This is a genomic window from Longispora sp. NPDC051575, from assembly GCF_040681875.1.
Lineage (GTDB): Bacteria > Actinomycetota > Actinomycetes > Mycobacteriales > Micromonosporaceae > Longispora.
This window is the reverse complement of sequence record NZ_JBFAZP010000008.1, coordinates 207,398-227,914: the sequence shown is the minus strand read 5'-3', so window position 1 is coordinate 227,914 and position 20,517 is coordinate 207,398. Positions and strand designations below refer to the sequence as shown.

General features: G+C 72.6%; 20 protein-coding genes. 13 read left to right on the top strand and 7 right to left on the bottom strand.

What is annotated here, in order from left to right; genetic code table 11:
• Positions 1-2: 2 nt before the first annotated feature.
• Genes AB0M43_RS25205 through AB0M43_RS25180 form a run of 6 tightly spaced genes read left to right on the top strand, consistent with a single transcriptional unit; the run spans position 3 to position 6,126 of the window.
• Positions 3-839 carry a hypothetical protein gene (locus AB0M43_RS25205; RefSeq protein WP_363728223.1) on the top strand — a complete coding sequence of 279 codons (837 nt, stop codon included), beginning with the start codon at positions 3-5 and terminating at the stop codon, positions 837-839.
• Between the two features lies 1 nt (position 840).
• Positions 841-2,205 carry an O-antigen ligase family protein gene (locus tag AB0M43_RS25200; protein WP_363728222.1) on the top strand — a complete coding sequence of 455 codons (1,365 nt, stop codon included), beginning with the start codon at positions 841-843 and terminating at the stop codon, positions 2,203-2,205.
• Positions 2,192-3,034, top strand: coding sequence for a glycosyltransferase (locus tag AB0M43_RS25195; RefSeq protein WP_363728221.1), 843 nt, complete (start codon positions 2,192-2,194; stop codon positions 3,032-3,034). Before AB0M43_RS25200 ends, AB0M43_RS25195 begins: the two co-directional genes overlap by 14 nt.
• Entirely contained in the window at positions 3,028-3,795 is a 768-nt protein-coding gene (locus AB0M43_RS25190; protein ID WP_363728220.1) for a glycosyltransferase family 2 protein, read from the top strand. The genes AB0M43_RS25195 and AB0M43_RS25190 overlap by 7 nt, the downstream gene beginning before the upstream one ends.
• Positions 3,792-4,910: a glycosyltransferase family 2 protein gene (locus tag AB0M43_RS25185; protein ID WP_363728219.1), complete on the top strand. Its 1,119-nt coding sequence runs from the start codon at positions 3,792-3,794 to the stop codon at positions 4,908-4,910. Before AB0M43_RS25190 ends, AB0M43_RS25185 begins: the two co-directional genes overlap by 4 nt.
• A 10-nt stretch (positions 4,911-4,920) precedes the next feature.
• Positions 4,921-6,126 (top strand): right-handed parallel beta-helix repeat-containing protein, encoded by a 1,206-nt coding sequence (locus tag AB0M43_RS25180; RefSeq protein ID WP_363728218.1) that lies wholly within the window; start codon positions 4,921-4,923, stop codon positions 6,124-6,126.
• Here AB0M43_RS25180 and AB0M43_RS25175 read toward each other — a convergent pair.
• From AB0M43_RS25175 to AB0M43_RS25160, 4 genes are read right to left on the bottom strand one after another with little or no spacing between them, the layout of a single operon-like run.
• A complete protein-coding gene (locus AB0M43_RS25175) occupies positions 6,078-6,857 on the bottom strand; it encodes an alpha/beta hydrolase (RefSeq protein WP_363728217.1) in 780 nt (259 codons plus the stop codon). The genes AB0M43_RS25180 and AB0M43_RS25175 overlap by 49 nt on opposite strands.
• A gap of 10 nt (positions 6,858-6,867) precedes the next feature.
• The gene (locus tag AB0M43_RS25170; RefSeq protein ID WP_363728216.1) at positions 6,868-7,188 is read right to left on the bottom strand and encodes an ATP/GTP-binding protein; all 321 of its coding nucleotides are present in this window, start codon (positions 7,186-7,188) and stop codon (positions 6,868-6,870) included.
• Positions 7,189-7,240: 52 nt separating this feature from the next.
• Positions 7,241-7,696, bottom strand: coding sequence for a hypothetical protein (locus AB0M43_RS25165; RefSeq protein ID WP_363728215.1), 456 nt, complete (start codon positions 7,694-7,696; stop codon positions 7,241-7,243).
• A 26-nt stretch (positions 7,697-7,722) separates the two neighbouring features.
• On the bottom strand, positions 7,723-9,498 hold the full coding sequence (locus AB0M43_RS25160; RefSeq protein WP_363728214.1) for a 3-hydroxybutyryl-CoA dehydrogenase: 1,776 nt from the start codon (positions 9,496-9,498) through the stop codon (positions 7,723-7,725).
• A gap of 233 nt (positions 9,499-9,731) precedes the next feature.
• Between AB0M43_RS25160 and AB0M43_RS25155 the strand changes: the two genes are divergently transcribed.
• Positions 9,732-11,237: an aldehyde dehydrogenase family protein gene (locus AB0M43_RS25155; protein WP_363728213.1), complete on the top strand. Its 1,506-nt coding sequence runs from the start codon at positions 9,732-9,734 to the stop codon at positions 11,235-11,237.
• Between the two features lie 159 nt (positions 11,238-11,396).
• Here the strand turns inward: AB0M43_RS25155 and AB0M43_RS25150 are convergent, their stop codons facing one another.
• From AB0M43_RS25150 to AB0M43_RS25140, 3 genes are all read right to left on the bottom strand, one after another.
• Positions 11,397-12,218 carry an oxygenase MpaB family protein gene (locus AB0M43_RS25150; RefSeq protein WP_363728212.1) on the bottom strand — a complete coding sequence of 274 codons (822 nt, stop codon included), beginning with the start codon at positions 12,216-12,218 and terminating at the stop codon, positions 11,397-11,399.
• 185 nt (positions 12,219-12,403) lie between these two features.
• On the bottom strand, positions 12,404-13,180 hold the full coding sequence (locus AB0M43_RS25145; RefSeq protein WP_363728211.1) for a methyltransferase domain-containing protein: 777 nt from the start codon (positions 13,178-13,180) through the stop codon (positions 12,404-12,406).
• 58 nt (positions 13,181-13,238) lie between these two features.
• Positions 13,239-14,402: an NPCBM/NEW2 domain-containing protein gene (locus tag AB0M43_RS25140; protein ID WP_363728210.1), complete on the bottom strand. Its 1,164-nt coding sequence runs from the start codon at positions 14,400-14,402 to the stop codon at positions 13,239-13,241.
• Positions 14,403-14,526: 124 nt separating this feature from the next.
• On the opposite strand from AB0M43_RS25140, the gene nucS reads away from it, so the two are divergent.
• From nucS to AB0M43_RS25110, 6 genes are all read left to right on the top strand, one after another.
• Positions 14,527-15,186, top strand: coding sequence for an endonuclease NucS (gene nucS, locus AB0M43_RS25135; RefSeq protein ID WP_363728209.1), 660 nt, complete (start codon positions 14,527-14,529; stop codon positions 15,184-15,186).
• 69 nt (positions 15,187-15,255) lie between these two features.
• Positions 15,256-15,843: a DUF4126 domain-containing protein gene (locus tag AB0M43_RS25130; RefSeq protein ID WP_363728208.1), complete on the top strand. Its 588-nt coding sequence runs from the start codon at positions 15,256-15,258 to the stop codon at positions 15,841-15,843.
• A gap of 9 nt (positions 15,844-15,852) precedes the next feature.
• On the top strand, positions 15,853-16,695 hold the full coding sequence (locus tag AB0M43_RS25125; protein ID WP_363728207.1) for a polysaccharide deacetylase family protein: 843 nt from the start codon (positions 15,853-15,855) through the stop codon (positions 16,693-16,695).
• Between the two features lie 89 nt (positions 16,696-16,784).
• Positions 16,785-17,045, top strand: a complete 261-nt coding sequence (locus tag AB0M43_RS25120) for a hypothetical protein (RefSeq protein WP_363728206.1) — start codon at positions 16,785-16,787, stop codon at positions 17,043-17,045.
• Between the two features lie 6 nt (positions 17,046-17,051).
• Positions 17,052-17,900 carry a hypothetical protein gene (locus AB0M43_RS25115; protein WP_363728205.1) on the top strand — a complete coding sequence of 283 codons (849 nt, stop codon included), beginning with the start codon at positions 17,052-17,054 and terminating at the stop codon, positions 17,898-17,900.
• Between the two features lie 3 nt (positions 17,901-17,903).
• Positions 17,904-20,516 carry an FtsK/SpoIIIE domain-containing protein gene (locus tag AB0M43_RS25110; protein WP_363728204.1) on the top strand — a complete coding sequence of 871 codons (2,613 nt, stop codon included), beginning with the start codon at positions 17,904-17,906 and terminating at the stop codon, positions 20,514-20,516.
• Position 20,517: the final 1 nt, after the last annotated feature.

Sequence of the window (20,517 nt, the reverse complement as noted above, 5' to 3'; positions counted from 1 at the left end):
TTATGGATCTTTGGGACATCGGTCGGCTCCTTCTGCGCCGCTGGTTCGTGTTCGTGCCCCTGCTGCTGATCACGGCCGTGGCCACCCTGCAGACCTCGAACTACGTCAAGCCGGAGTTCACCGCCACCGGCTCGCTGCTGCTCGTCCCGCCGAACGGCAAGGCCGCGCCCGTGCCGGCCGGCAAGCAGGCCCCGCCCGGTAACCCGTGGGCGGAGCTCGGCCCGGTGCAGATGGCCCAGGCCGTCACGATCATCCTGGAAAGCCAGAAGATGCGGCAGGCCGCCGCCGCCGAGGGCGTCGAGCCCGGGTACACGCTGAAGATCGTCACCCGGAGCGCGATCATCGAGGCCGCCGTGACCTCGAAGAGCACCGCCAAGGCCCAGGCCACCGTGCAGTGGGTGCTCAAGACGATCACCAACGAGATCAACGACAAGCAGAAGGCGTTCGCCGAGCAGCCCACCCTGAAGATCAACACGGAGACGCTGGACGGCGCCGGCACCGTCGTGCCCGTGACCACCGGCGTGCGCCGGGCCCAGATCGGCATCGCCGGGGTCGGCTTCCTGCTCACGATCGTCGCCACCATCATCGTCGACGCGCTGATCACCATGATCCGCCGCCGCCGGGAGAAGATGGTCCGCGGCGCGGTGCGCGGCGTCGCCCCCGCCGGGCAGACCACGGCGCACACCAGCCTGTTCAGCGCGCGGGACGCCAAGACCAAGTCGATCACCAGCGCCGACACGATGGTGATGAGCGTGATCTCCGCCGAGGACGAGCCGACCGTGCGGCAGGTCGGGCAGGGCGCGGGACCGAGCGCGCAAGACGGCACGCCGCAGCAGTGACATGACGTCCGTACCCCTCAGTGCGGCCCCCCGTCCGGCGGAGCAGCCCCAGCTGTCCCAGTCGTCCGGGTTCACCCTCGTCAGGATCGCCGCCAACCCTGTCGGACTGCTGGCCGCCGTCGTCTTCCTGATCTACTGGCTGCCCGCGCGCGTCATCGTGCCCGGCCTCACCAGCATCGGCCGGCCCGGCACCCTGCTCGCCCTCATGCTGATGCTGCTCTGGCTGCTGGCACACCTGCACCCCGACCACACGGTCGGCGGCCGGCAACCGATGCGGTGGGGCGTGCTGGCCTACTTCCTGGCCCTGTCCGCCTCCTACATCTCGGGCGAGCTGCGCGGTCTCAGCGTGCTGGAGTCGAACAACGCCGACCGCACGATGCTGGCCGCCGGAGCGATGATCGGCGTGGCCCTGATGGCCGCCGACGGGCTGCGCAGCCGGCGGCAGCTCGGGCTGATGCTGCGGGTGCTGTTCTGGTCGGGCGCGTTCATGTCGATCGTGGGGATCCTCCAGTTCGCGCTGCGCAAGGACATCACGATCTACATCCAGCCGCCCGGCCTGGTGTTCCAGGCCCCGCCGGTCGGCTTCTCCAACCGGGGCGCGGGCGGGCTGGTCCGGGTGGCCGGCACCGTGGGGCACTACATCGAGTTCAGCACGCTGGTCGCGGCCGTGGTGGTGCCGCTGGGCCTGCACTTCAGCAGGTACGCGGTCCGGTCCCTGGAGCGCCAGCTCATCGCCGTCGCCACGGTGATCAGCGCCTGCGCCATCCCGCTGGCCCTGTCCCGGACGGGCATCCTCGCCCTGTTCATCTCCATGATCGTGGTCGGGATCGCGTGGCCGTGGAAGCGCCGGATCACCATCGGGCTGGCGACGCTGGCCACGACGGCGGCGTTCAGCGTGATCAGACCGGGCCTGCTCGGGACCCTGCGCGCGCTGTTCTTCAACTCCGAGAACGACCCGAGCCTGTCGGGCCGCACCGACGACTACGCCCGGGTGTTCCCGCTGATCTACGAGCGGATCTGGCTCGGCCGGGGCACGGGCACCTTCATCCCGGAGCAGTACTTCCTGCTGGACAACCAGTGGCTGCTGACCCTGGTCAGTTCGGGCATCATCGGGGTCGCCGGCCTGACGGTGCTGTTCTGCACGGGGATCGGCCAGGGCATCGCGGTGTGGCGGCGCGCGGCCCGGGAGTCCGACCGGCACCTGGCCGCCTGCCTGGTCGGCGGCCTGGCGGCCTTCATGTTTTCGGCGTTCACGTTCGATGCCCTGTTCTTCACCACGTTCGTGGTGACGCTCGGGCTGCTGCTGGGCGCCGTCGGGGCGCTCTGGCGGATCAGCGGGTCGGGGAGAGCTCATGACCGGTACTGACATCCTGATGATCACCTACGAGCGGCCGGAGTACGTGCGCCTGTCGCTGCCGAGGCTGCTGGAGACGTGCGGGCCGGACGACCGCGTGTGGCTCTGGCACAACGGTGGTCATGAGGAGACCCTGGCGGTGACCCGGGAGTACGCGGAGCACCCCAAGGTGGCCCGCTTCCACCACAGCCCGGACAACGTCGGACTGCGGATCCCCACGAACTGGTTGTGGGCCGAGTCCGACGGATCTTATCTGTCCAAAGTGGATGACGATTGCCTCGTATCGCCCGGATGGATCGAGAAGCTCCGCAAGGCGCACGAGGACGTACCCGAGTTCGGCGTCATCTGCAGCTGGCGGTTCCTGGACGAGGACTACCGCCCCGACCTAGCCTCGAAGAAGACCGTCGAGTACAACGGCGGGCACCAGCTGCTGCGCAACCACTGGGTGCAGGGCTCCGGCTACCTGGCCAAACGCGCCGTGCTGGAGGGCGTCGGGCCGCTGACGGACGGGCACTCGTTCACGAGCTGGTGTCTGGAGGCCGCGCGGGCCGGCTGGGTCAACGGGTGGTACTTCCCGTTCATCCCCGAGGACCACATGGACGACCCGCGCAGCCCGCACACCGTGTACACCAACGACGAGGAACTGCGGGCCCGGCTCCCGCTGTCGGCCAAGACGACCGGCGTGAACACCCTGGCCGACTGGACCGCGCAGATGAAGCGCTCCGCCGTGGTGGCCCAGACCGCCTCGCTGGACCTGCGGGACTACTTCGGCTGGCGCAAGACCCGCAAGTCGGTGATCCGGCGGATCCGGCGGACCCTGACCGGGAAGGCGCCATGGTAGAAGGCTGCTCCGTCCTGATCCCCGCGCACAACGACGCCGCCGGCCTCGCCCGGCTGTTGCCGCAGCTCGCGGGTCTGGACGTCACCGTGATCGCCAACGGGTGCACCGACGACACGGCCGAGGTGGCCCGCGCCGCCGGGGTCCGGGTGATCGAGCTGGCCGAGGCGTCCAAGGCCGCCGCGCTCAACGCCGGGGACGCCGCCGCGACCGGCTTCCCCCGGATCTACCTCGACGCCGACGTCCAGGTCACGGCCGAGGGCATGAAGGCCCTGATCACAACCTTCGAGGACCCGGGGGTGTACGCCGCCACCCTGCGCCGGAAACTCGCGGTCGACGGCCGCCCGGCGGCCCTGCGCGGGTACTTCGCGATCCAGGCCCGGCTCCCCCTCTACCGGCGGGCGCTGTTCGGCCGGGGTGTGGTGGCGGTGAGCGAGAAGGGGCGGGCGCGGTTCGACACCTTCGGAGGCCTGATCGCCGACGACCTCTTGCTCGACCGGTTGTTCACCGACGCCGAGAAGGCCGTCGCGCCCGCCGACAGCGTCGTGGACACCGCGCGCAGCACCGCCGAGCTGGTCGCCCGGCTGTCCCGGGTCCGGGCCGGCACCGCCCAGCAGGGTGCGACGGGCAGCCGGACGGCCTGGCTGAAGCTGGCGGCCCCGCGACCGTGGCTGTGGCCGGCGGCCCTGTGCTACGCCGGGATCACGCTGGCCGCCGAGCGCCGGCGCCGCACGTCCCCGACGACCTGGGAGGTGGCCCGGTGAGCGCCGACCCGACGGGAACGACCCCGGACGGCTCCCCTGCGACCGGGGTGGCCCCCGACCAGTTGGCCATGACCGGCGCATCCCGGCACGGGCAGGTCACCGTGGTGCTGGTGGCCTACAAGACGCCCGAGCTGATCCTGAAGTGTCTGGCCGGGTTGCCCGCCGGGTGCCCCGTCATCGTGGTGGACAACGCGTCCGGGGACGGCACGGCGGAGGCCATCGCGGCGGCGTACCCGAAAATCGATCTTGTCCGGTCCCCGGAGAACCTGGGCTTCGCCCGGGCCGTGAACCTGGCCGCCGCGCGGGTCCGCACCCCCTACCTGATGCTGCTCAACCCGGACGCCGAGCCGGTCGGCGACCCGGTCGGCGCGCTGCTCGACCACGCCCTCGCGCACCCCGCCCCCGGGATCTACGCCGGCCGGACCCTGCGCCGGGACGGCAGCGACGACGGCCGGTCCGTCTTCGGCCTGCCCTCGCTGTGGGGCTACCTGTGCTTCGCCACCGGCCTGTCCTCGGTGTTCCGGCGCTCGCGGCTGTGCAATCCCGAGGAGCACAACGGGCTGGACCGCGCGGTCGGCGGGCCGGCCCCGGCGGTGTCCGGCTGCGTCGTGCTGTTCGAGCGGGCCCTGTTCGAGGAGCTGGGCGGCTTCGACCCGCGCTACTTCATGTACTCCGAGGACGTCGACCTCAGCTGGCGCGCCGCCCGGCTCGGCCGGCACCCGGTGCTGGTCGCGGGCGCGACGGTCACGCACGAGAACGGCGCCTCCTCCAGCGCCACCCAGAAGCGGGTCATGGTGCTGCGCGGCAAGGTCACGTTCGTGCGGCTGCGCTGGTCGCCGGTGCGGGCCCGGGTCGGGCTCGGGCTGATCGGGCTCGGCGTGTGGCTGCGGTCGCGGGTCGGCACGGGCTGGGCGGAGGTGTGGGGGCGGCGGGCCGAGTGGAAGGCGGGCTGGGCGGCACCCGCGTCGACGGCCGGCGCCCCGGCCACCGCGTCCCCGGCGGCGGCCCCGGCCCCGGCCCCGACCTCGGTCCCGGTCCCGGTCCCGGTCCAGGCTGCTTCGGTCCCCGCTCAGCAGGCGGCCGAGCCGCAGGTCCCCGCCCCGGAATCGGTCTAGGGCCACGGGGATGGCCGCGCCGATCGACGGGCACCCGCCGGATCTGCTCAACTCCCCGGCCCACCCGCCCCGGCGGCGCGAACGCCAGCCGCTCGGCCTCGTCCTGTTCGTCGTCGGGCTGTGCGTGGTGTTCCTGGCCGCGATCGGGACCCTCGCCCTCGGCCCGCGCGACCACCCCGCCACCGACCGCCCCGCGCCCGCCATCGTCGAGCCCGACGACGACCCGGGCGACCCGACCGGGCCCGTGCCGACCCGGTCCGGGCGGGTGGCCCCCGACAACTCGCGGCAGACCACCGGGCCGCGGACCGACATCACCGGCTGGCCGGGCCCGGACACCACGGGGGTACGGCCGGGCACGGTGCTGCGGCCGATGGCGGGTACCACGATCACGGTCCCGGGCACCGTGCTCGACGGCGTGGACATCGCCGGCTGCGTCATGGTGAAGGCCGACGACGTGACGATCCGCAACAGCCGGATCCGGGGCGCGTGCTCCGTGGGCACGGTGCGCACCGACATCGACGGGCGGACCCGCAACACCGTCCTGGAGAACGTGGAGGTCGACGGGCAGCGCCGCGCCCCGACCTGGCCGCTGATCGTCGGCTCCAACTACACCTGCCACCGGTGCGACCTGCACGGCGGCGGCTCGCAGCTGCACTTCACCGACAACGTGACGGTGACCGAGTCCTGGCTGCACGACCCGTACGAGGCCGGCAGCAGCCACAACAGCGCGATGGCCAGCCACGGCGGCGGGAACAACGTGATCCGGGGCAACACGCTCGACTGCGGGACCACGGGGAACTGCTCGGCGGCCCTGGCGCTGTACGGCAACTTCGGGCCCATCCACGACGTCCTGGTGGAGGGCAACCTGTTCTCGGGCGGCAGCTACTGCCTGTACGCGGGCAGCCTGGCCTCGAAGCCGTTCCCGGTGGCCACGAACGTCCGGATCGTCGGCAACGCGTTCGCCCGGACCCCGTACGCGAAGTGCGGGCACTACGGGCCGGCCACCTCGTGGACCCGGGAGTCCAACGAGTGGCGCGGGAACTACTGGAACGAGCCGGGCCGGCCGGAGGTGGTCGACCCGGTGACGGAGGCGGAGCAGCGGGCGGCCCGCAAACGCCCGAGGGCGCTGGCGGTGGCCGCCCCGGGGGCGACGTCGCGGACCGTGCGCTACGGGCGCGGCACGTCGTTGAACGCCGCCACGGTCCGGTCCGCGTAGGCGCTCGCGTCGCCCACGCCCATCTCGCCGTCCCACTCCCGGGGCAGCGGGAAACTGGCCGGCGCGACCCGGCGGACGATCTCGTCCAGCACGGTCTCGGCGTCCCCGACCCACAGGTGCTTGGCCCCGGGCACCCCGACGACCTCGGCCTGTGGGATGACCGAGAACCGCTCGGCGGCCTCGGCCGGGCGCAGGTAGTCGTCGAACTCGGGCACCAGCGCGGTCAGCGGCTTGCCGTCGGCGGCCCAGGCGGCCAGGTCGGCCGGCTCGGAGAACCGGAGCGGCGGGGACAGCAGGACCGCGCCCCGCACGCCCGGGTCCAGGCCGTACTTGAGCACCAGGTCGGTGCCGAACGACCAGCCGACCAGCCAGATGGCCGGCAGCTCGGCGAACTCCGCGTACTCCAGGGCGGCGGCCACGTCGTAGCGCTCCGCGTCGCCGCCGTCGAACTCGCCGCCGCTCGTGCCCCGCACGCTGGACGTGCCCCGGGAGTTGAACCGCAGCACCGCCAGGTCGGCGAGCGCGGGCAGCCGCCAGGCCGCCTTGCGGTACACGTGGCTGTCCATCATGCCGCCGTGGGTGGGCAGCGGGTGCAGGCAGACCAGGGTCGCGACCGGCGGCCGGTCGGCGGGGAGCGCCAGTTCGCCCACGAGGACGTGCCCGTCGGCGGTGTGCAGCTCGATGTCCTCCCGGCGGGCCGGCAGGATCGAGTTCGCCCGGATCGGGGGCATGGCGTGACTCCTAGTGCTTCGGTGCGGAACGGCCGCGCTGGATGTTCGGCAGTCGGTGGCCCCGGGACCGCCAGCACGACGTGTGCCAGTGCCGCCGGTCGTCGCCGTCGCTGTCGAGCCGCCACGCCACGATGTGCCCCTGGCTGGCCGGGACCTCCTGGTCGCAGCCCGGACACCGGTAGGTCTTCCCCGTGGTGGGGTTCGCGGGGAGGGTACGGACCATCCAGTCGCCCTCGACGGCCTGGGAGGCCCGTCGCATCGCGCCGTCTTCGTCCTCGTCTCCGCGCGCAACCGGGCCGGAGTGCTGGCGACGGTTATGGCGTGGGCTCACGGCTCCCAGAATACGGGCCGATCACTGTCCGCCATATCCCTTGCGGTGGGGATCACTTCAGGGTGAGAGTGACGGTTTTGCCGACCACAGCGGGTTTGCAGCCCGACTTGTCACACGTCTGGTATCCAACCTTGACAATGGCTTTGCCGGGTTTGTCCGAGGCGCGCTGCACCTTGACCTCGACCCGGGCGGCCCCCGCCGCGAACACCGGCACCGGCACGTCCGCCTTGGTGAGCGCCCGGGGCAGCCGCGCGGGCGCGGTGGGCGTCAGGTCGCCGGAGACCTCCACGGTGACCGCCGCGGCCACGTACCCGTCGAGGGCCTCGGGTTTCAGGGTCACCTTGACCCGGTCGCCGACCAGGCCGGTGTCCAGGAACTCGACCCGGACATCCACCCCGCCCTCGGTGAACGTGACCGGCTCGCTCTTGCCGCTGTTGCCGAACAGCAGCACGGCGACCAGCACGACGCCGAGGGCGGCGGCGGCGATGATGGCGACCCGCTTGACCACAACGCGCTCCGAGGGGGTGGAGGCTGCTAGGGGGTGCTGTAGTCCCGGAAGCCCCGGCCAGCCTTGCGGCCCAGGTAACCAGCGGTCACCAGGTGCTCCAGCAGGGGCGCTGGTGCGAAGCCCGGCTCACGGAACTCCAGGTACAGCTGCCGCTGGATGGCCAGCGACACGTCCAGCCCGACCACGTCCAGAAGCTCGAACGGCCCCATCGGGTAACCGCAGCCCAGCTTCATCGCGTAGTCGATGTCGTCCGCCGTCGCGTAGCTGGCTTCGAGCATCTTGACCGCGTCGTTCAGGTACGGGAACAGGAGCGCGTTCACCACGAAACCGGCCCGGTCGGCGCACACCACCGGACGCTTCCCAACAGCCTCGCACACCGCGACCGCAGTCGCCAGCGCCGCAGGTGAGGTCCTGATCGTCCGGACCACCTCGACCAGCTTCATGACCGGGGCGGGGTTGAAGAAGTGCAGTCCCACAACGTCTTCGGGCCGACCGGAGGCCATCGCGCACTCGATCACCGGGAGGCTCGACGTCGTGGTGGCCAGCACCGTACCCGGCTTGCAGATCTCCGCCACGGCCTCGAAGAGGGCCTTCTTGACGCTGACCTCCTCGACCACGGCCTCGACGACCAGGTCCACATCGGCCAGATCGTCCAGCTTGTGCGCGCCGGTGATCCGGGCCCGGGCCGCGTCGCGGTCCTCCTCGGTCAGCTTGCCGCGCACCACGGCCTTGTTCAGGGACTGCTCGATCCGGTCCAGCGCGCGGGCGGCCTGCTCGGCGCCCCGGGCCACGAACACCGTCTCGTAGCCCGCCTTGGCCAGCACCTCGACGATGCCGGTGGCCATCGTGCCCGAGCCGACCACGCCGATCCGGGACACCGGGCGGGCGCCCTCCTCCGGGACCGGGGCCGGCTCCGGGTCGCTCACGACGACCGGGGAGCTCGGCTTCTCGTACGTGTAGAAGCCCCGGCCCGACTTGCGGCCCAGGAGACCGGCCGTGACCATCTGCTTGATCAGCGGAACCGGGGCGTGCCGGCGGTCGCGGCCACCCCGCTTGTACATGGTGTCGAGGATCTCGTACGCGGTGTCGATGCCGATCAGGTCCATCAGCGCGAGGGGGCCCATCGGCAGGCCGCAGCCCTGGCGCATCGCCGCGTCGATGTCCTCCCGGCTCGCGTACTTCGACTCGTACAGCGAGACCGCGTGGTTCAGGTACCCGAACAGCAGGGCGTTGGCGATGAAGCCGGCCCGGTCGTTGATCGTGACGTCGACCTTGCCGAGCCGGGTGCACAGCGCCTCGATGTCGTCGACCACGGACTGCTCGGTCACGACGGTCCGGACGATCTCGACCAGCTTCATGATCGGGGCCGGGTTGAAGAAGTGCATCCCGATCACCCGGTTGGGGCGGTGGGTCGCCACGGAGATCTCGGTGACCGACAGGGAGGAGGTGTTGGTGGCCAGGATCGCGGTCGGCTTGCAGACCTGGTCCAGCTCGGCGAAGATCGCCCGCTTGAGCTCCAGGCGCTCCGGCACGGCCTCGATCACCAGGTCGACGTCCGACAGCGCGGGCAGGCCCACGGCGAACGTGACCCGCTCGTGCAGGGCGTCGCGGTCGGCCTCGGACAGCTTGCCCTTGGCCACGGCCCGGTCGGTGGACGCCTTCAGGGTCACCCGGCCGCGCTCCAGCGCCGCCTCGGTGATCTCGACGCCGAGGACCTCGACGCCGTTGCGGGCGAAGACCTCGACGATGCCGGCCCCCATGGTGCCGAGCCCGACCACGCCGACCTTGTTGATGCCCGTCACGCCGTGCCTCCTGCTGTCGCCGACCCGGGTCGCCCGGCGACGCGCCGGTGCCCCCTGTGCTGAGCTGCCTGATCCCACCGGCCGGTCGGCGCTGGCGCCTCGCGTCCTGCTGACTGATCGTTCAGGCCAACTTAGCAGTGCGCAACACGCGTGCGTAATGCAGTCCGTCACAGGGTTACTTGCGAGTAGTAAGAGGTCTAGACTCGGGGACACCACCGGCGAGGAGATAGAAGATGACCCCTGGCGTCAGCGTTTCCGGCAGCCCCGTCGTGGACGGCGGCCGGCTCGTCTCCACCAGCCCCGCGACCGGCGAGGAGGTCGGCCGGTTCCCCGTCGCCGACCCCGCCGAGGTCGCCGCCGCCGTGTCCCGGGCCCGGGCCGCCGCCGACTGGTGGCGCGAGCTCGGCTTCGACGGCCGCCGCCGCCGGCTGTACGCGTGGCGGGCCCTCATCACCACCCGGCTCGACGAGCTGACCGGGATCATGCACCGCGAGGGCGGCAAGCCGACCGTGGACGCCACCGCCGAGGCCGCCGGGGCGATCGACCACATCCACTGGGCCGCGAAGCACGCCAAGCGGGTGCTGAAGCTGCGCCGGGTGGGCGGCACGCTGATGCAGTCGGAGTACTCGGCGCACGTCGAGTACCAGCCCTACGGGGTGATCGGCGTCATCGGCCCGTGGAACTACCCCATCTTCACCCCCGTCGGGTCGATCGCCTACGCGCTGGCGGCCGGCAACACCGTCGTGTTCAAGCCGAGCGAGTACACCCCGGCGGTCGGGCAGTTCCTCGTCGACACGTTCGCCGAGGTGGTGCCCGAGCACCCGGTGCTCCAGGTCGTGCACGGGCTCGGGGACACCGGGGCGGCCCTGGTCACCTCGGGCGTGGACAAGATCGCGTTCACCGGGTCCACCCGGACCGGGAAGAAGGTCATGGCCGCCGCCGCCGGGACCCTGACCCCCGTGCTGCTGGAGTGCGGCGGCAAGGACGCCCTGATCGTGGACTCCGACGCCGACCTCGACGCCGCCGCAGAGGCCACGGTGTGGGGCGGCCTGTTCAACGCCGGCCAGACCTGCATCGGCATCGAGCGGGTGTACGCCGTCGACTCCGTCTACGACGCCTTCCTCGCCAAGGTCGTCGCCAAGGCCGCCGCGCTGTCCGTCGGGGCCGAGCCCGGCGCCGACATCGGCCCGATGACCATGCCCAGCCAGATCGACGTGGTCCGCCGGCACATCGCCGCCGCCCTCGCCGACGGCGGCCGGGCCGTGCTGGGCGGCCCCGAGGCGGTCCGGCCGCCGTTCGTGCACCCGACGATCCTGGTCGACGTCCCCGAGACGTCCGAGGCGGTGCGGGAGGAGACCTTCGGGCCGACCCTGACGATCGCCCGGGTCCGCGACGTCGACGAGGCCGTGGCCCGGGCCAACGCCCTGTCCTACGGCCTCGCGGGCGCCGTGTTCGGCAAGGCGCGCGCCATGGACACCGCCCGGCGGCTCCGGTCCGGGATGACGTCGATCAACTCGACGCTGTCGTTCGCGGGCATCCCCTCGCTGCCGTTCGGCGGGGTCGGCGACTCCGGGTTCGGCCGGATCCACGGCGCCGACGGGCTGCGGGAGTTCGCCCGGCCGAAGGCGATCGCGAAGCGGTGGATGCCCTCGCTGGTCAAGGTGCTGACGTTCGAGAAGGGCGCCCGGGACACGAAGCTCACCCGGCTCGCGCTGCGGGTCCTGCACGGCCGCCGCTAACCCCGGATCAAGGGCATCATCTGGTTACGGAGGGACGTGACCGGCGACGGAGGCACTACCCACCTCGCCGACCGGGGCGGCCCGGGTGCCGGTGCTCGCGCCGGAGCGCTCCGGCGAGGCGGGCCCCCGGAGCCGGGGTCGTGCGGTCGGAGCACCTGGTCAGGGCAGGTTCTTCGGGGACGGGGTCGCGGCGGGGCCCAGGCGGTCGATCGCGCGGAGGACGTTGCCCGTCGGGACCCGCCAGCGGAGCCGGTCCGGGATCAGCTTCGCGGTCCGGCGCAGGGCGCGCAGCCGGCGCTCCGCCTGGGCGGGGCTCCACGCCGGCCGGCCGTACATCGCGACGGCCCACGGCGGCAGCAGCCCGTACGCCACCCGGGCCACCGGCCACCAGCCCGCGCGCATCGGCGGGTTGACCGGCGGGGTGGTGAGGAAGTCGTAGATCTCGTCGGATTCCTTCGTGCGCGCCAACTGGGGGCGCATCCCGTCGAGGTAGGCCGTGATGTCGGCCCAGGTGCCGGGCACCGACTCCGGATCGAGCCCGACCAGGGCCGCCGACCGGCGCTGCTCGGTCAGGTAGAGGTCCACGTGCGCCGGACTCAGCGGGAACCCGGCCCGACGCACCACGTCCACATAGGACGCGACCTCGGCGCAATGTACCCATCGCAGGAGTTCCGGATCGTCGACCGGGTGTTGCGTGCCGTCCGGCAGCCGGAGCTTCAGGGCCGCGTGGATCCGGCGGACCCGGGCCCCGGCCTGCTCCGCCTCGGCGGCCGTGCCGTAGGTGGAGACGCTGACGAAGCCCGCGGTCCGCCGGAGCCGGCCGAGCGGGTCGTGCCGGAAGTCGGAGAGCTGCACGACGCCCCGGACCGCCAGGGGGTGCAGGGCCTGGAGGAAGAGGGCGCTCACGCCGGCGACCCACATCGCGGGGTCGGCGTGCACCTGCCAGGTGACGCTGTGGGGGCCGAACAGTTCGGAGGTCACCCTCCGAGGGTGCCACGACCGGGCCGCCGGCGCCGGGCGGGCGACCGAGTGGCCCCGGGGGGGGTGGGCCAGCGTGCGCGGCAGCCGGTCCGGCATGTCGCGATGCCAGCGCTGAGGTACCCGGCGGGTCGGAAACGCCCATCGACGCCCGACGCCCGGGGCGTTGGGCGGCCGCGCCCCGCCGGTCAGTTCCAGGCGAGGATCTCGCCGTGCGGGACCAGGAACCAGCCGTCCGGGGACGCCGCCCACTCCCGCCAGCCGTCGGCGATCGTCGCCAGGTCCCCGGCGGTCGCGAAGCCCCGGTCCACGGCCTGGCGGGCCATGGCCGAGTCGCGGATCCGGTCGGCCCACATGCCGCCCCACCAGGCCCGGTCCTCCGGGGTCGCGTAGCACCAGACCGACGCGCCGGGCGTGACCCGCGCGAACCCGGCCGCCCGCGCCCAGGACAGCAACCGGCGGCCGGCGTCGGGTTCGCCGCCGTTGCTCCGGGCCACCCGCTGGTACAGGGCCAGCCAGGCGTCGAGGGCGGGGACCTGCGGGTACCAGGTCATGGCCGCGTAGTCGGCGTCCCGGGCCGCGACCAGGCCCCGGCTGACCCGGCGCAGCTCGCGGAGCGCCCCGACCGGGTCGGCGACGTGCTGGAGCACCTGGTGGGCGTGCACGACGTCGAAGGAGGAGTCGTCGAAGTCCAAGGCCATCACGTCGCCGACGACGAAGGAGACCTGTGGGCCCTCGGCCAGTGCCCGCGCCTCCGCCAGGACGTCGGCCGACGCGTCCACTCCGACGACCCGGCCGGGTGCGACCCGGGCCGCCAGGTCGACCGTGATGGTGCCGGGACCGCAGCCGACATCCAGAAGGGACTGTCCGGGAGCGAGGTGCGGCAACAGATACCCGGCGGAGTTCTCGGCCGTGCGCCACCGGTGCGACCGGAGCACGGAGTCGTGGTGCCCATGCGTGTACATGGGCACCACGCTAACCATCGTTCCCAATCAGCGGGAAGTTGTTCTCATACTGTGGACTTCAGGAGCAGGTCAGCACCGGTCCGCCCCAGTCCGCGTGGTCGTAGTCCACGCTGTCCCCGCCGTTGGTGACGACGAGCCGCAGTTCCTGTCCCCCGGTCAGGTCGGCCGTGAGCCGGACCGCGCCCCCGACGCCCCGGACCACCCCGCTGTCGGCGACCTTCACCGCGTCCCGGTACACCTGGAACGCCACCGAGCCGTTGGAGCCGGACTCGTCGTCGACGCCGACGTCCACGACGAGGGTGGAGCAGCGCCCGGCCAGGTAGTACCCGATGTCGCTGGTCGCGTGGACCCCCAGGCCCTTCGCGTAGGTGGTCCCCTGGACGGTCAGGGTCCGGCCGTCGCCGGCCGCCTGCTCGCCGTTGCTGCGGTCCCGCTCGACCGGGCCCCAGCCGTTGATCGCGCTGCGCCAGGACAGGTCGCCGAGCTGGGAGATCCCGGTGGGCGGTGGCACGGGACCGCCGGGGGTGACCCGGTAGACGACGGTGCCGTGCGCGGGGACCGTGGCGCTGAACGTGCCGGTACTCGTGCTGGTCGCCTTCGACCACAGATCCTTTACCGCGTACGAGGTCGCGCCGCCGATCCCGACCGCCGCGGCCGTCGTACCCATCGTCTTCGCGGTGTTGCTCTCGTTGAACAGGGCGACGCCCCGGTCCCGGTTGGCGAGCGGTTTGGCGTAGACGCCGGGGGCCACGACGGTCGCCTGCCGGCCGAGCGGGTCCTGGTCGAGGGCGATGACGTCGGCGTTCTTCAGGATGGTCATCGTCTCGGGACTCGCGGTCCGCAGGTCCGAGCCGATGAGCAGCGGCGCGGCCATCATGGCCCAGAGGCTGAAGTGCGACCGGTACTCGGCGTCCGTCATCCCGCCGTTGCCGACCTCCAGCATGTCGGGGTCGTTCCACGCGCCGATCCGGGCGTAGGGGGCCAGCGACTCGTTCTGGTGCAGGATCGACACCATGCTCGACCAGTTGTCGGAGATGTCACCGGTGGTGCGCCACGAGTTGCCGACGTCCTGGGCCCAGTTCCACGGCTGGTTGGCGCCCCATTCGCAGATGCTGTAGAGGATGGGCCGGCCGGTGGCCTTGAGCGCGTCCCGCATCTTCGGCCCGACCAGCCCCGCGAGGAGCCCCAGCACGGCCAGTTTCCGGAGGTGCATGGCAATCATTCCCATCATGGTTGAACATGAATCCCCAGGATCAAACAGCATTCCCCACAGCAGACACCTCGATGACTATCGATGCCAAGGACGTGAAGTGCCTGTTTCGCCGGGTCTCCGTTACCCTCAGCGGGTGCGTCTTGTCATCGCTCGGTGCTCGGTCGACTACGTCGGCCGCCTCACCGCACACCTCCCGATGGCCACGCGACTGCTGCTGATCAAGGCGGACGGTTCCGTGTCCATTCACGCCGACGACCGGGCCTACAAGCCACTCAACTGGATGTCCCCGCCGTGCAGGGTCGAGGAGGCCCCCGGCGCGTGGAAGGTGATCAACAAGGCCGGCGAGGAGCTGCGGATCACCATCGAGGAGGTCCTGCACGACACCTCGCACGAGCTGGGCGTCGACCCCGGGCTGCGCAAGGACGGCGTCGAGGCGCACCTCCAGGTCCTGCTCGCCGAGAACCCGACCGCGATGGGCAGGGACTTCACCCTGGTCCGGCGGGAGTACCCGACCGCGATCGGCCCCGTCGACCTGATGTGCCGGGACGCCAACGGCGCGCACGTGGCCGTCGAGGTCAAGCGGCGCGGCGAGATCGACGGCGTGGAGCAGCTGACCAGGTACCTCGAACTCCTCAACCGCGACCCGCTGCTGGCCCCCGTGTCCGGCCTGTTCGTGGCCCAGGAGATCAAGCCGCAGGCCCGGGTGCTGGCCAACGACCGGGGCATCCGGTGCGTGACCGTCGACTACGACCGGCTCCGCGGCATCGAGAAGGACGAGCTGACCCTGTTCTAGCCGACGGCACCGGCGGCGAATTGCACCGAGGACCGGGGACCACGGCCCTCCAGGGGGTACCGTCGACCCATGCTCGAAGCGCTCACCGGTACGGGGCTCGCGGCTTCGGCCGGGCTGAACGCGTACATCCCGTTGCTGTTGATGGGGTTGCTCGGGCGCTACACCGACCTGATCAACCTGCCGCAGGGCTGGAGCTGGCTGTCCAACGGCTGGGTCCTGATCATCCTCGGCGTCCTGCTGCTGATCGAGGTCGTCGCCGACAAGGTGCCGGTGGTCGACAGCGTCAACGACGTGGTGCAGACCGTGGTCCGGCCCACGGCCGGCGGGCTGGCCTTCGGGGCCGCGTCCACCTCGGAGACCGTGAGCGTGCAGGACCCGGGCTCGTTCTTCAGCGGGCACCAGTGGGTGTCCATCGTGCTGGGCATCGTGGTCGCCCTCGTGGTGCACGGCGTGAAGGCGCTGGCCCGGCCCATCCTGAACACGATGTCGATCGGGGTCGCCGCGCCCGTGGTGTCCACGGCGGAGGACTTCACCAGCGTGGTGATGTCGCTCGTGGCGATCATCGTGCCGATCCTGGTGCTGCTCTGCCTGGCCGGGTTGTTCGTCGCGGCGTGGTGGCTGCTGAACCGCCGCCGGCGCCGTCGAATGTCTGGTTAGAGTAAACGGGTGCGAGCACCCCTCACCGTCGTGGCCCTGCTGTCCTGCGCGCTCCTGGCCGGCTGCGGTGCCGCCGCCGCGCCGGCCGCCGAACCGAGCCGGGTGTCCGCCACCACCCCGCAGGCCAGCCCCTCCCCCACCCCGTCGCCGAGCGCCCGGCCGACGCCCGGGGCCGCGCCGTCCGGTCGGCCCGCGCCGGTCGTCAACTTCGGCAGGCGCACCGGCAACCGGGTCGCGCTCACCTTCGACGCCGACCTGACCGCCGACATGCGGGCCAAGCTGCGGGCCGGCTCCGTGAAGTCGTACGCGAACACCCGCGTCCTCGACGTCCTCGAACGCGAGAAGGTGCCCGGCACGTTCTTCATGTCGGGCATGTTCGTGGAGGAGTACCCGGCGTTCACCCGCCGACTGGCCGCGAACCCGACATTCGAGCTGGCCAACCACTCCTACAGCCACCGGGGCTTCACGCCGCGCTGCTACACCCTGGGCCAGGTGCCGCCGCCGGAGATGACCGCCGACGTGGCGAGGACCTTCACGGCCCTGGAGGCGTACGGCGGCCGCCAGACCCGGTTCTTCCGCTTCCCCGGCCTGTGCCACGACCCGGCCGCGCTCGCCGCCGTCGGCCAGCTCGGCGTGACCGTCGTGGACGGTGACGTGGTGAGCGGGGACCCGTTCGCCACCAACCCGCAGGCGGTGTCCACTGCGGTGCTGAGCACCGTACGGGCCGGCTCTATCGTGATCATGCACTGCACGGACGTGAACGCACCGGTCACGGACCAGGCCCTGCCGGCCATCATCGCGGGCCTGCGCGCGAAGGGGCTGGAGCCCGTGGTGCTGTCCGACCTGTTCTAGCTCTTCATTCAAGCCCCGGACCGGCGCGGTTACTAGCGGTGGTCCGTTCATTTTGGGACAGTTGACTCTCACACCTCAGGAGGTGCCGCTTGGCAAGCGTTGCCGAGGTCAAGGCCGCGATCAACACCGCGATGGAGCATGTCCTCGAGGGTCAGGAGGTCGTGGCCGCCGCCGGGGAGAAACTCTCCGAGGCGCAGGGCGCCCTGGCCGTGGCCCTCGACGGCAGCGGCCACGACGCGGTGCTGGCCTGCCACGCCGCGCTCGCCCAGGCCGCGCTGGAGCTCGACGAGTGCCTCGCCGCGACGGCGGCGGCGGTCGAGCAGGCCGAGCAGTACGTCGCGACGTTGTAGCCGGCCATGTCCGTCATCCAGGAACTCGGCGCGACCCTCAACGGCGTGTCCGCCGGGCTCCCCCTCAACGAACTGCGCCAGGCCGCCGACCGGGTGCAGGCCGCCACGGGGCTGCTCGGCTACGTCCTGCACACCTCGGGGCGCTCCATCGGCCTGAGCCAGCTCGCCGCCGCCACCACGAACCTGGAGCAGGCGTTCGCGACGCTGGCCCGGGCCCAGGAGACCCTCGCGGAGTACCAGCGAGCGATCGGTCTGGGGGTCGCCGGCCCCGCCCCCACGGTGCTGCCCGCCCGCCAGGAGGAACAGGAACGCCCGAAACCGAAGGTGGAGCCGAAGCAGGCCCCCGCCCTCGACGACTGGTGGGAGACCCGGGTCGACGTCGTGACCGGGCTCGACGATCCGGTGGACAAGAAAGAGGACGAGAAGCCGCCGCCGGCCGCCGAGCTGCTCCGCCGGGTCGCGGCCCTGGTCCGCAAGGAGGAGCCGAAGCCGCTCCGGGTCCAGCTGTGGAAGGCCGGTCCGGCGATCGGGCTGCGGCTGACCGCCCTGTGCGCCCCGCTGATCCAGGAGCTGTCCGGCGAGCTGCTGGGCCGCAAACCCGGCCCGGCGGACGTGCCGGAGCTGCGCAGGCGGCTCGACAAACTGACCCTGAAGGCGCTGCCCGGCCTGCCGCCGCAGCTGCCCGACATCCTGCTGGGCCGCGCCTGCCACGCCGAGCCGACGCACGGCAACCACGGGGTGCCCGAGCACCCGGTGGACTCCGCGACCGGCAGCGCCGTGCTCGTGGGGGCCCTGCTGGCCACGCTGCGCCGGCCGCCGGAGTCGTTGTCCCTGCCCGAGACCGAGGAAAAGTAGAACATGCGCAGTCCACGGACGGCGGTGGCCGCCGAGGTCGGTCGGGCGCTCGGTCAGGCCAGGGGCGCGGCGCGCGCCGCCGCCGCGGCCGCCGCCGACGCGCTGACCGACAGCGAACTGCGGCTGCGCGGCACGGAGGACGACGTGCTGCGGCTGCGCGACGAGCTGGCCGTGGGGCTGAGCGCGGCCCGCGCGGCGAGTACGGACGTGGCGGGCACCGAGCTGGCCGCCCGGACGAACGCGATCCGCGAGCTGGTGGTCACGGCCGCCCCCGGTGCGGCGAGCGCGCCGTGGGAGGGCTGGACCCCGACCCGACCGGAACGGGGTACGGCCCCGGCGCTGTACCGGATCGGCGCGGTCTCCCCCGACATCCCCGCCCTGCTGCCCCTCCTCGACCACGCGCATCTGGCGGTCGAGGGCGACCCGTCGCGCGCAGTGGGCGTGGTGGCGACCCTGCTGCTGCGCGCGCTGGGCGCCACGGCCCCGGGCGGCCTGCGGCTGAGCGTGTACGACCCGGAGCAGCTCGGCGGCTCCCTGGCCGGGTTCGCGGCGCTCAGCCCCGCCGGGCTGGCCAACTTCTACGGCCCGGGCGCGCTGACCGGCCTGCTGGACGAGCTGGTGGAGGAGATCCGCCGGATCCACGAGACGGTGCTGGCGGGCGAGTTCACGTCGCTGCGGGAGCTGGCGGCGACCACCGGCCGGCGGCCGGAGCCGTGGCGGGTGGCGGTGCTGCTGGGCGACGGGAGCATCGGGGACGCGGTCGACGACCTGTCGGACCGGCAGCGCGCGCAGCTGGACCGGATCGCGCGGACGGGCGCGGCGTGCGGCGTGCACCTGATCACGGTGGGGGTGCCGACGTCGCCGGCCGAGACGGTCGACCTGGACAAGCTGACGACGAGTGTCACCGGCCCGATGCGGATCTCGTTGGATCCGGCGCCGCCGGCCGAGCTGATCACGCGGACGTGCCGGGGGATCGCGGAGGTCGTGGCGGCCGGTCCGGCGCCGGGCCTGTTCGCGGACCTGTTGCCGGAGAAGCTGTGGACGGAGTCCTCGGCGACGGGCCTGGTCGCCCCGATCGGGGAGGCGGCCGACGGGCGGCTGGTGGACCTGGCGCTGGGCGACGCGCCGCCGCACGCGCTGATCGGCGGGCCTTCGGGTTCGGGCAAGACGAATCTGCTGTACGCGTGGCTGGGCGCCCTGTGCAGCCGGTACTCCCCGGATGAACTGGAGTTGTATCTTCTCGACTTCAAGGAGGGCGTGTCGTTCGCCCGGTTCGCCCGGGGCCGGCGGGATCCGAGCTGGCTGCCGCACGTGCGCCTGGTCGGGGTGAACGTCAACTCCGACCGGGAGTTCGGGCTGGCCCTGCTGCGCTTCCTCGCCGAGGAGCTGCGCCGGCGGGCGGAGGCGGCCAAGCGGCACGAGGCGACGAAGCTGGAGGAGCTGCGCACGGAGGACCCGGGTGGCCGGTGGCCCCGGATCGTGGCCGTGATCGACGAGTTCCAGGTGCTGCTGACCACGATGCGCGACCCGGTGTCGGCGGAGGCCACGGACCTGATGGAGGACCTGGCCCGGCGCGGCCGGTCGCAGGGCATCCACCTGGTGCTGGCCAGCCAGGACATCGGCGGCATCGAGGCGCTGTGGGGGCGTTCGGCGCTGGTCTCGCAGTTCACGCTGCGGATCGCGTTGCCGAAGGCCCGGCGGATGATGGCCGACAACAACCTGGTCTCCGACGTGATCCCGCGCTACCACGCGGTGGTGAACCCCGATTCGGGCGTGCTGCCGGCCAACCGGGTGGTCCGGGTGCCGGACGCGGGCAGCCGGGCGGTCTGGGAGGACCTGCAGAAGCGGCTGTGGTCCCGGCGGGATCCCGACGCGCCGGAGCCGATCCTGTTCGACGGCAGCCACGTGCCGCCGCTGCCCCGGCACACGCCGGACGGCGGCCGGGACCCGATCGCGTGGGTGGGTCAGACCATCGACGTGGCCGCGAAGCCCGCGCACGTGCGGCTGGGCCGGTCCCCCGGCCGCAACCTGGCGGTGCTCGGCACGACGGTGGGTCAGGCGTGCGCGGTGCTGGGCGCGGCGGTGCTGTCCCTGGCCCGCCAGCACGCCCCGGGCACCGCGCGGTTCACCGTGGTCTGCCTGGAGCCCGACGCGGTGGACGCCGCGTCCACGGTGATCGGGCACCTGTGGGGCGCCGGGCACGCCGACGCGGCGCTGCGCGACGACCTGGCCGAGGTGCTGCGGGAGGCGGCGGCCGACGACTCGGGCGCCCCGCACTACCTCATCGTGTACGCGGTGGACGCCGCCGCCTCGCAGCTCGCCGGTCCGGGGCACGTCAACCTGCGCCGGGTGATGCAGTCCGGCCCGGAGCGGCGCACGCACGTGCTGGGCTGGTGGCGTTCGGTGTCCCGGCTGAAGGACGACCTGGGGGGTACGGCGGCCCGGCTGGACGTGGTGGGCGCGTGGGTGGCCCTGGACGTGCACGGCAACGAGCTGGCCTCGCTGTACCCGGGCCAGGGCGGCCCGGCCTGGTATCCGCGCGAGAACCGGGCCCTGTTCTTCGACCGGGCGCACCACCGGGTGCCCGAGATCATGATCCCGTACGAGGTGCACTGAT

Bases quoted from the DNA above. Each gene is read 5' to 3' on its own strand.
- AB0M43_RS25205 (WP_363728223.1), top strand. From the start codon at position 3: ATGGATCTTTGGGACATCGGTCGGCTCCTTCTGCGCCGCTGGTTCGTG.
- AB0M43_RS25200 (WP_363728222.1), top strand. From the start codon at position 841: ATGACGTCCGTACCCCTCAGTGCGGCCCCCCGTCCGGCGGAGCAGCCC.
- AB0M43_RS25195 (WP_363728221.1), top strand. From the start codon at position 2,192: ATGACCGGTACTGACATCCTGATGATCACCTACGAGCGGCCGGAGTAC.
- AB0M43_RS25190 (WP_363728220.1), top strand. From the start codon at position 3,028: ATGGTAGAAGGCTGCTCCGTCCTGATCCCCGCGCACAACGACGCCGCC.
- AB0M43_RS25180 (WP_363728218.1), top strand. From the start codon at position 4,921: ATGGCCGCGCCGATCGACGGGCACCCGCCGGATCTGCTCAACTCCCCG.
- AB0M43_RS25175 (WP_363728217.1), bottom strand. From the start codon at position 6,857: ATGCCCCCGATCCGGGCGAACTCGATCCTGCCGGCCCGCCGGGAGGAC.
- AB0M43_RS25155 (WP_363728213.1), top strand. From the start codon at position 9,732: ATGACCCCTGGCGTCAGCGTTTCCGGCAGCCCCGTCGTGGACGGCGGC.
- AB0M43_RS25145 (WP_363728211.1), bottom strand. From the start codon at position 13,180: ATGTACACGCATGGGCACCACGACTCCGTGCTCCGGTCGCACCGGTGG.
- AB0M43_RS25140 (WP_363728210.1), bottom strand. From the start codon at position 14,402: ATGATTGCCATGCACCTCCGGAAACTGGCCGTGCTGGGGCTCCTCGCG.
- AB0M43_RS25130 (WP_363728208.1), top strand. From the start codon at position 15,256: ATGCTCGAAGCGCTCACCGGTACGGGGCTCGCGGCTTCGGCCGGGCTG.
- AB0M43_RS25115 (WP_363728205.1), top strand. From the start codon at position 17,052: ATGTCCGTCATCCAGGAACTCGGCGCGACCCTCAACGGCGTGTCCGCC.
- AB0M43_RS25110 (WP_363728204.1), top strand. From the start codon at position 17,904: ATGCGCAGTCCACGGACGGCGGTGGCCGCCGAGGTCGGTCGGGCGCTC.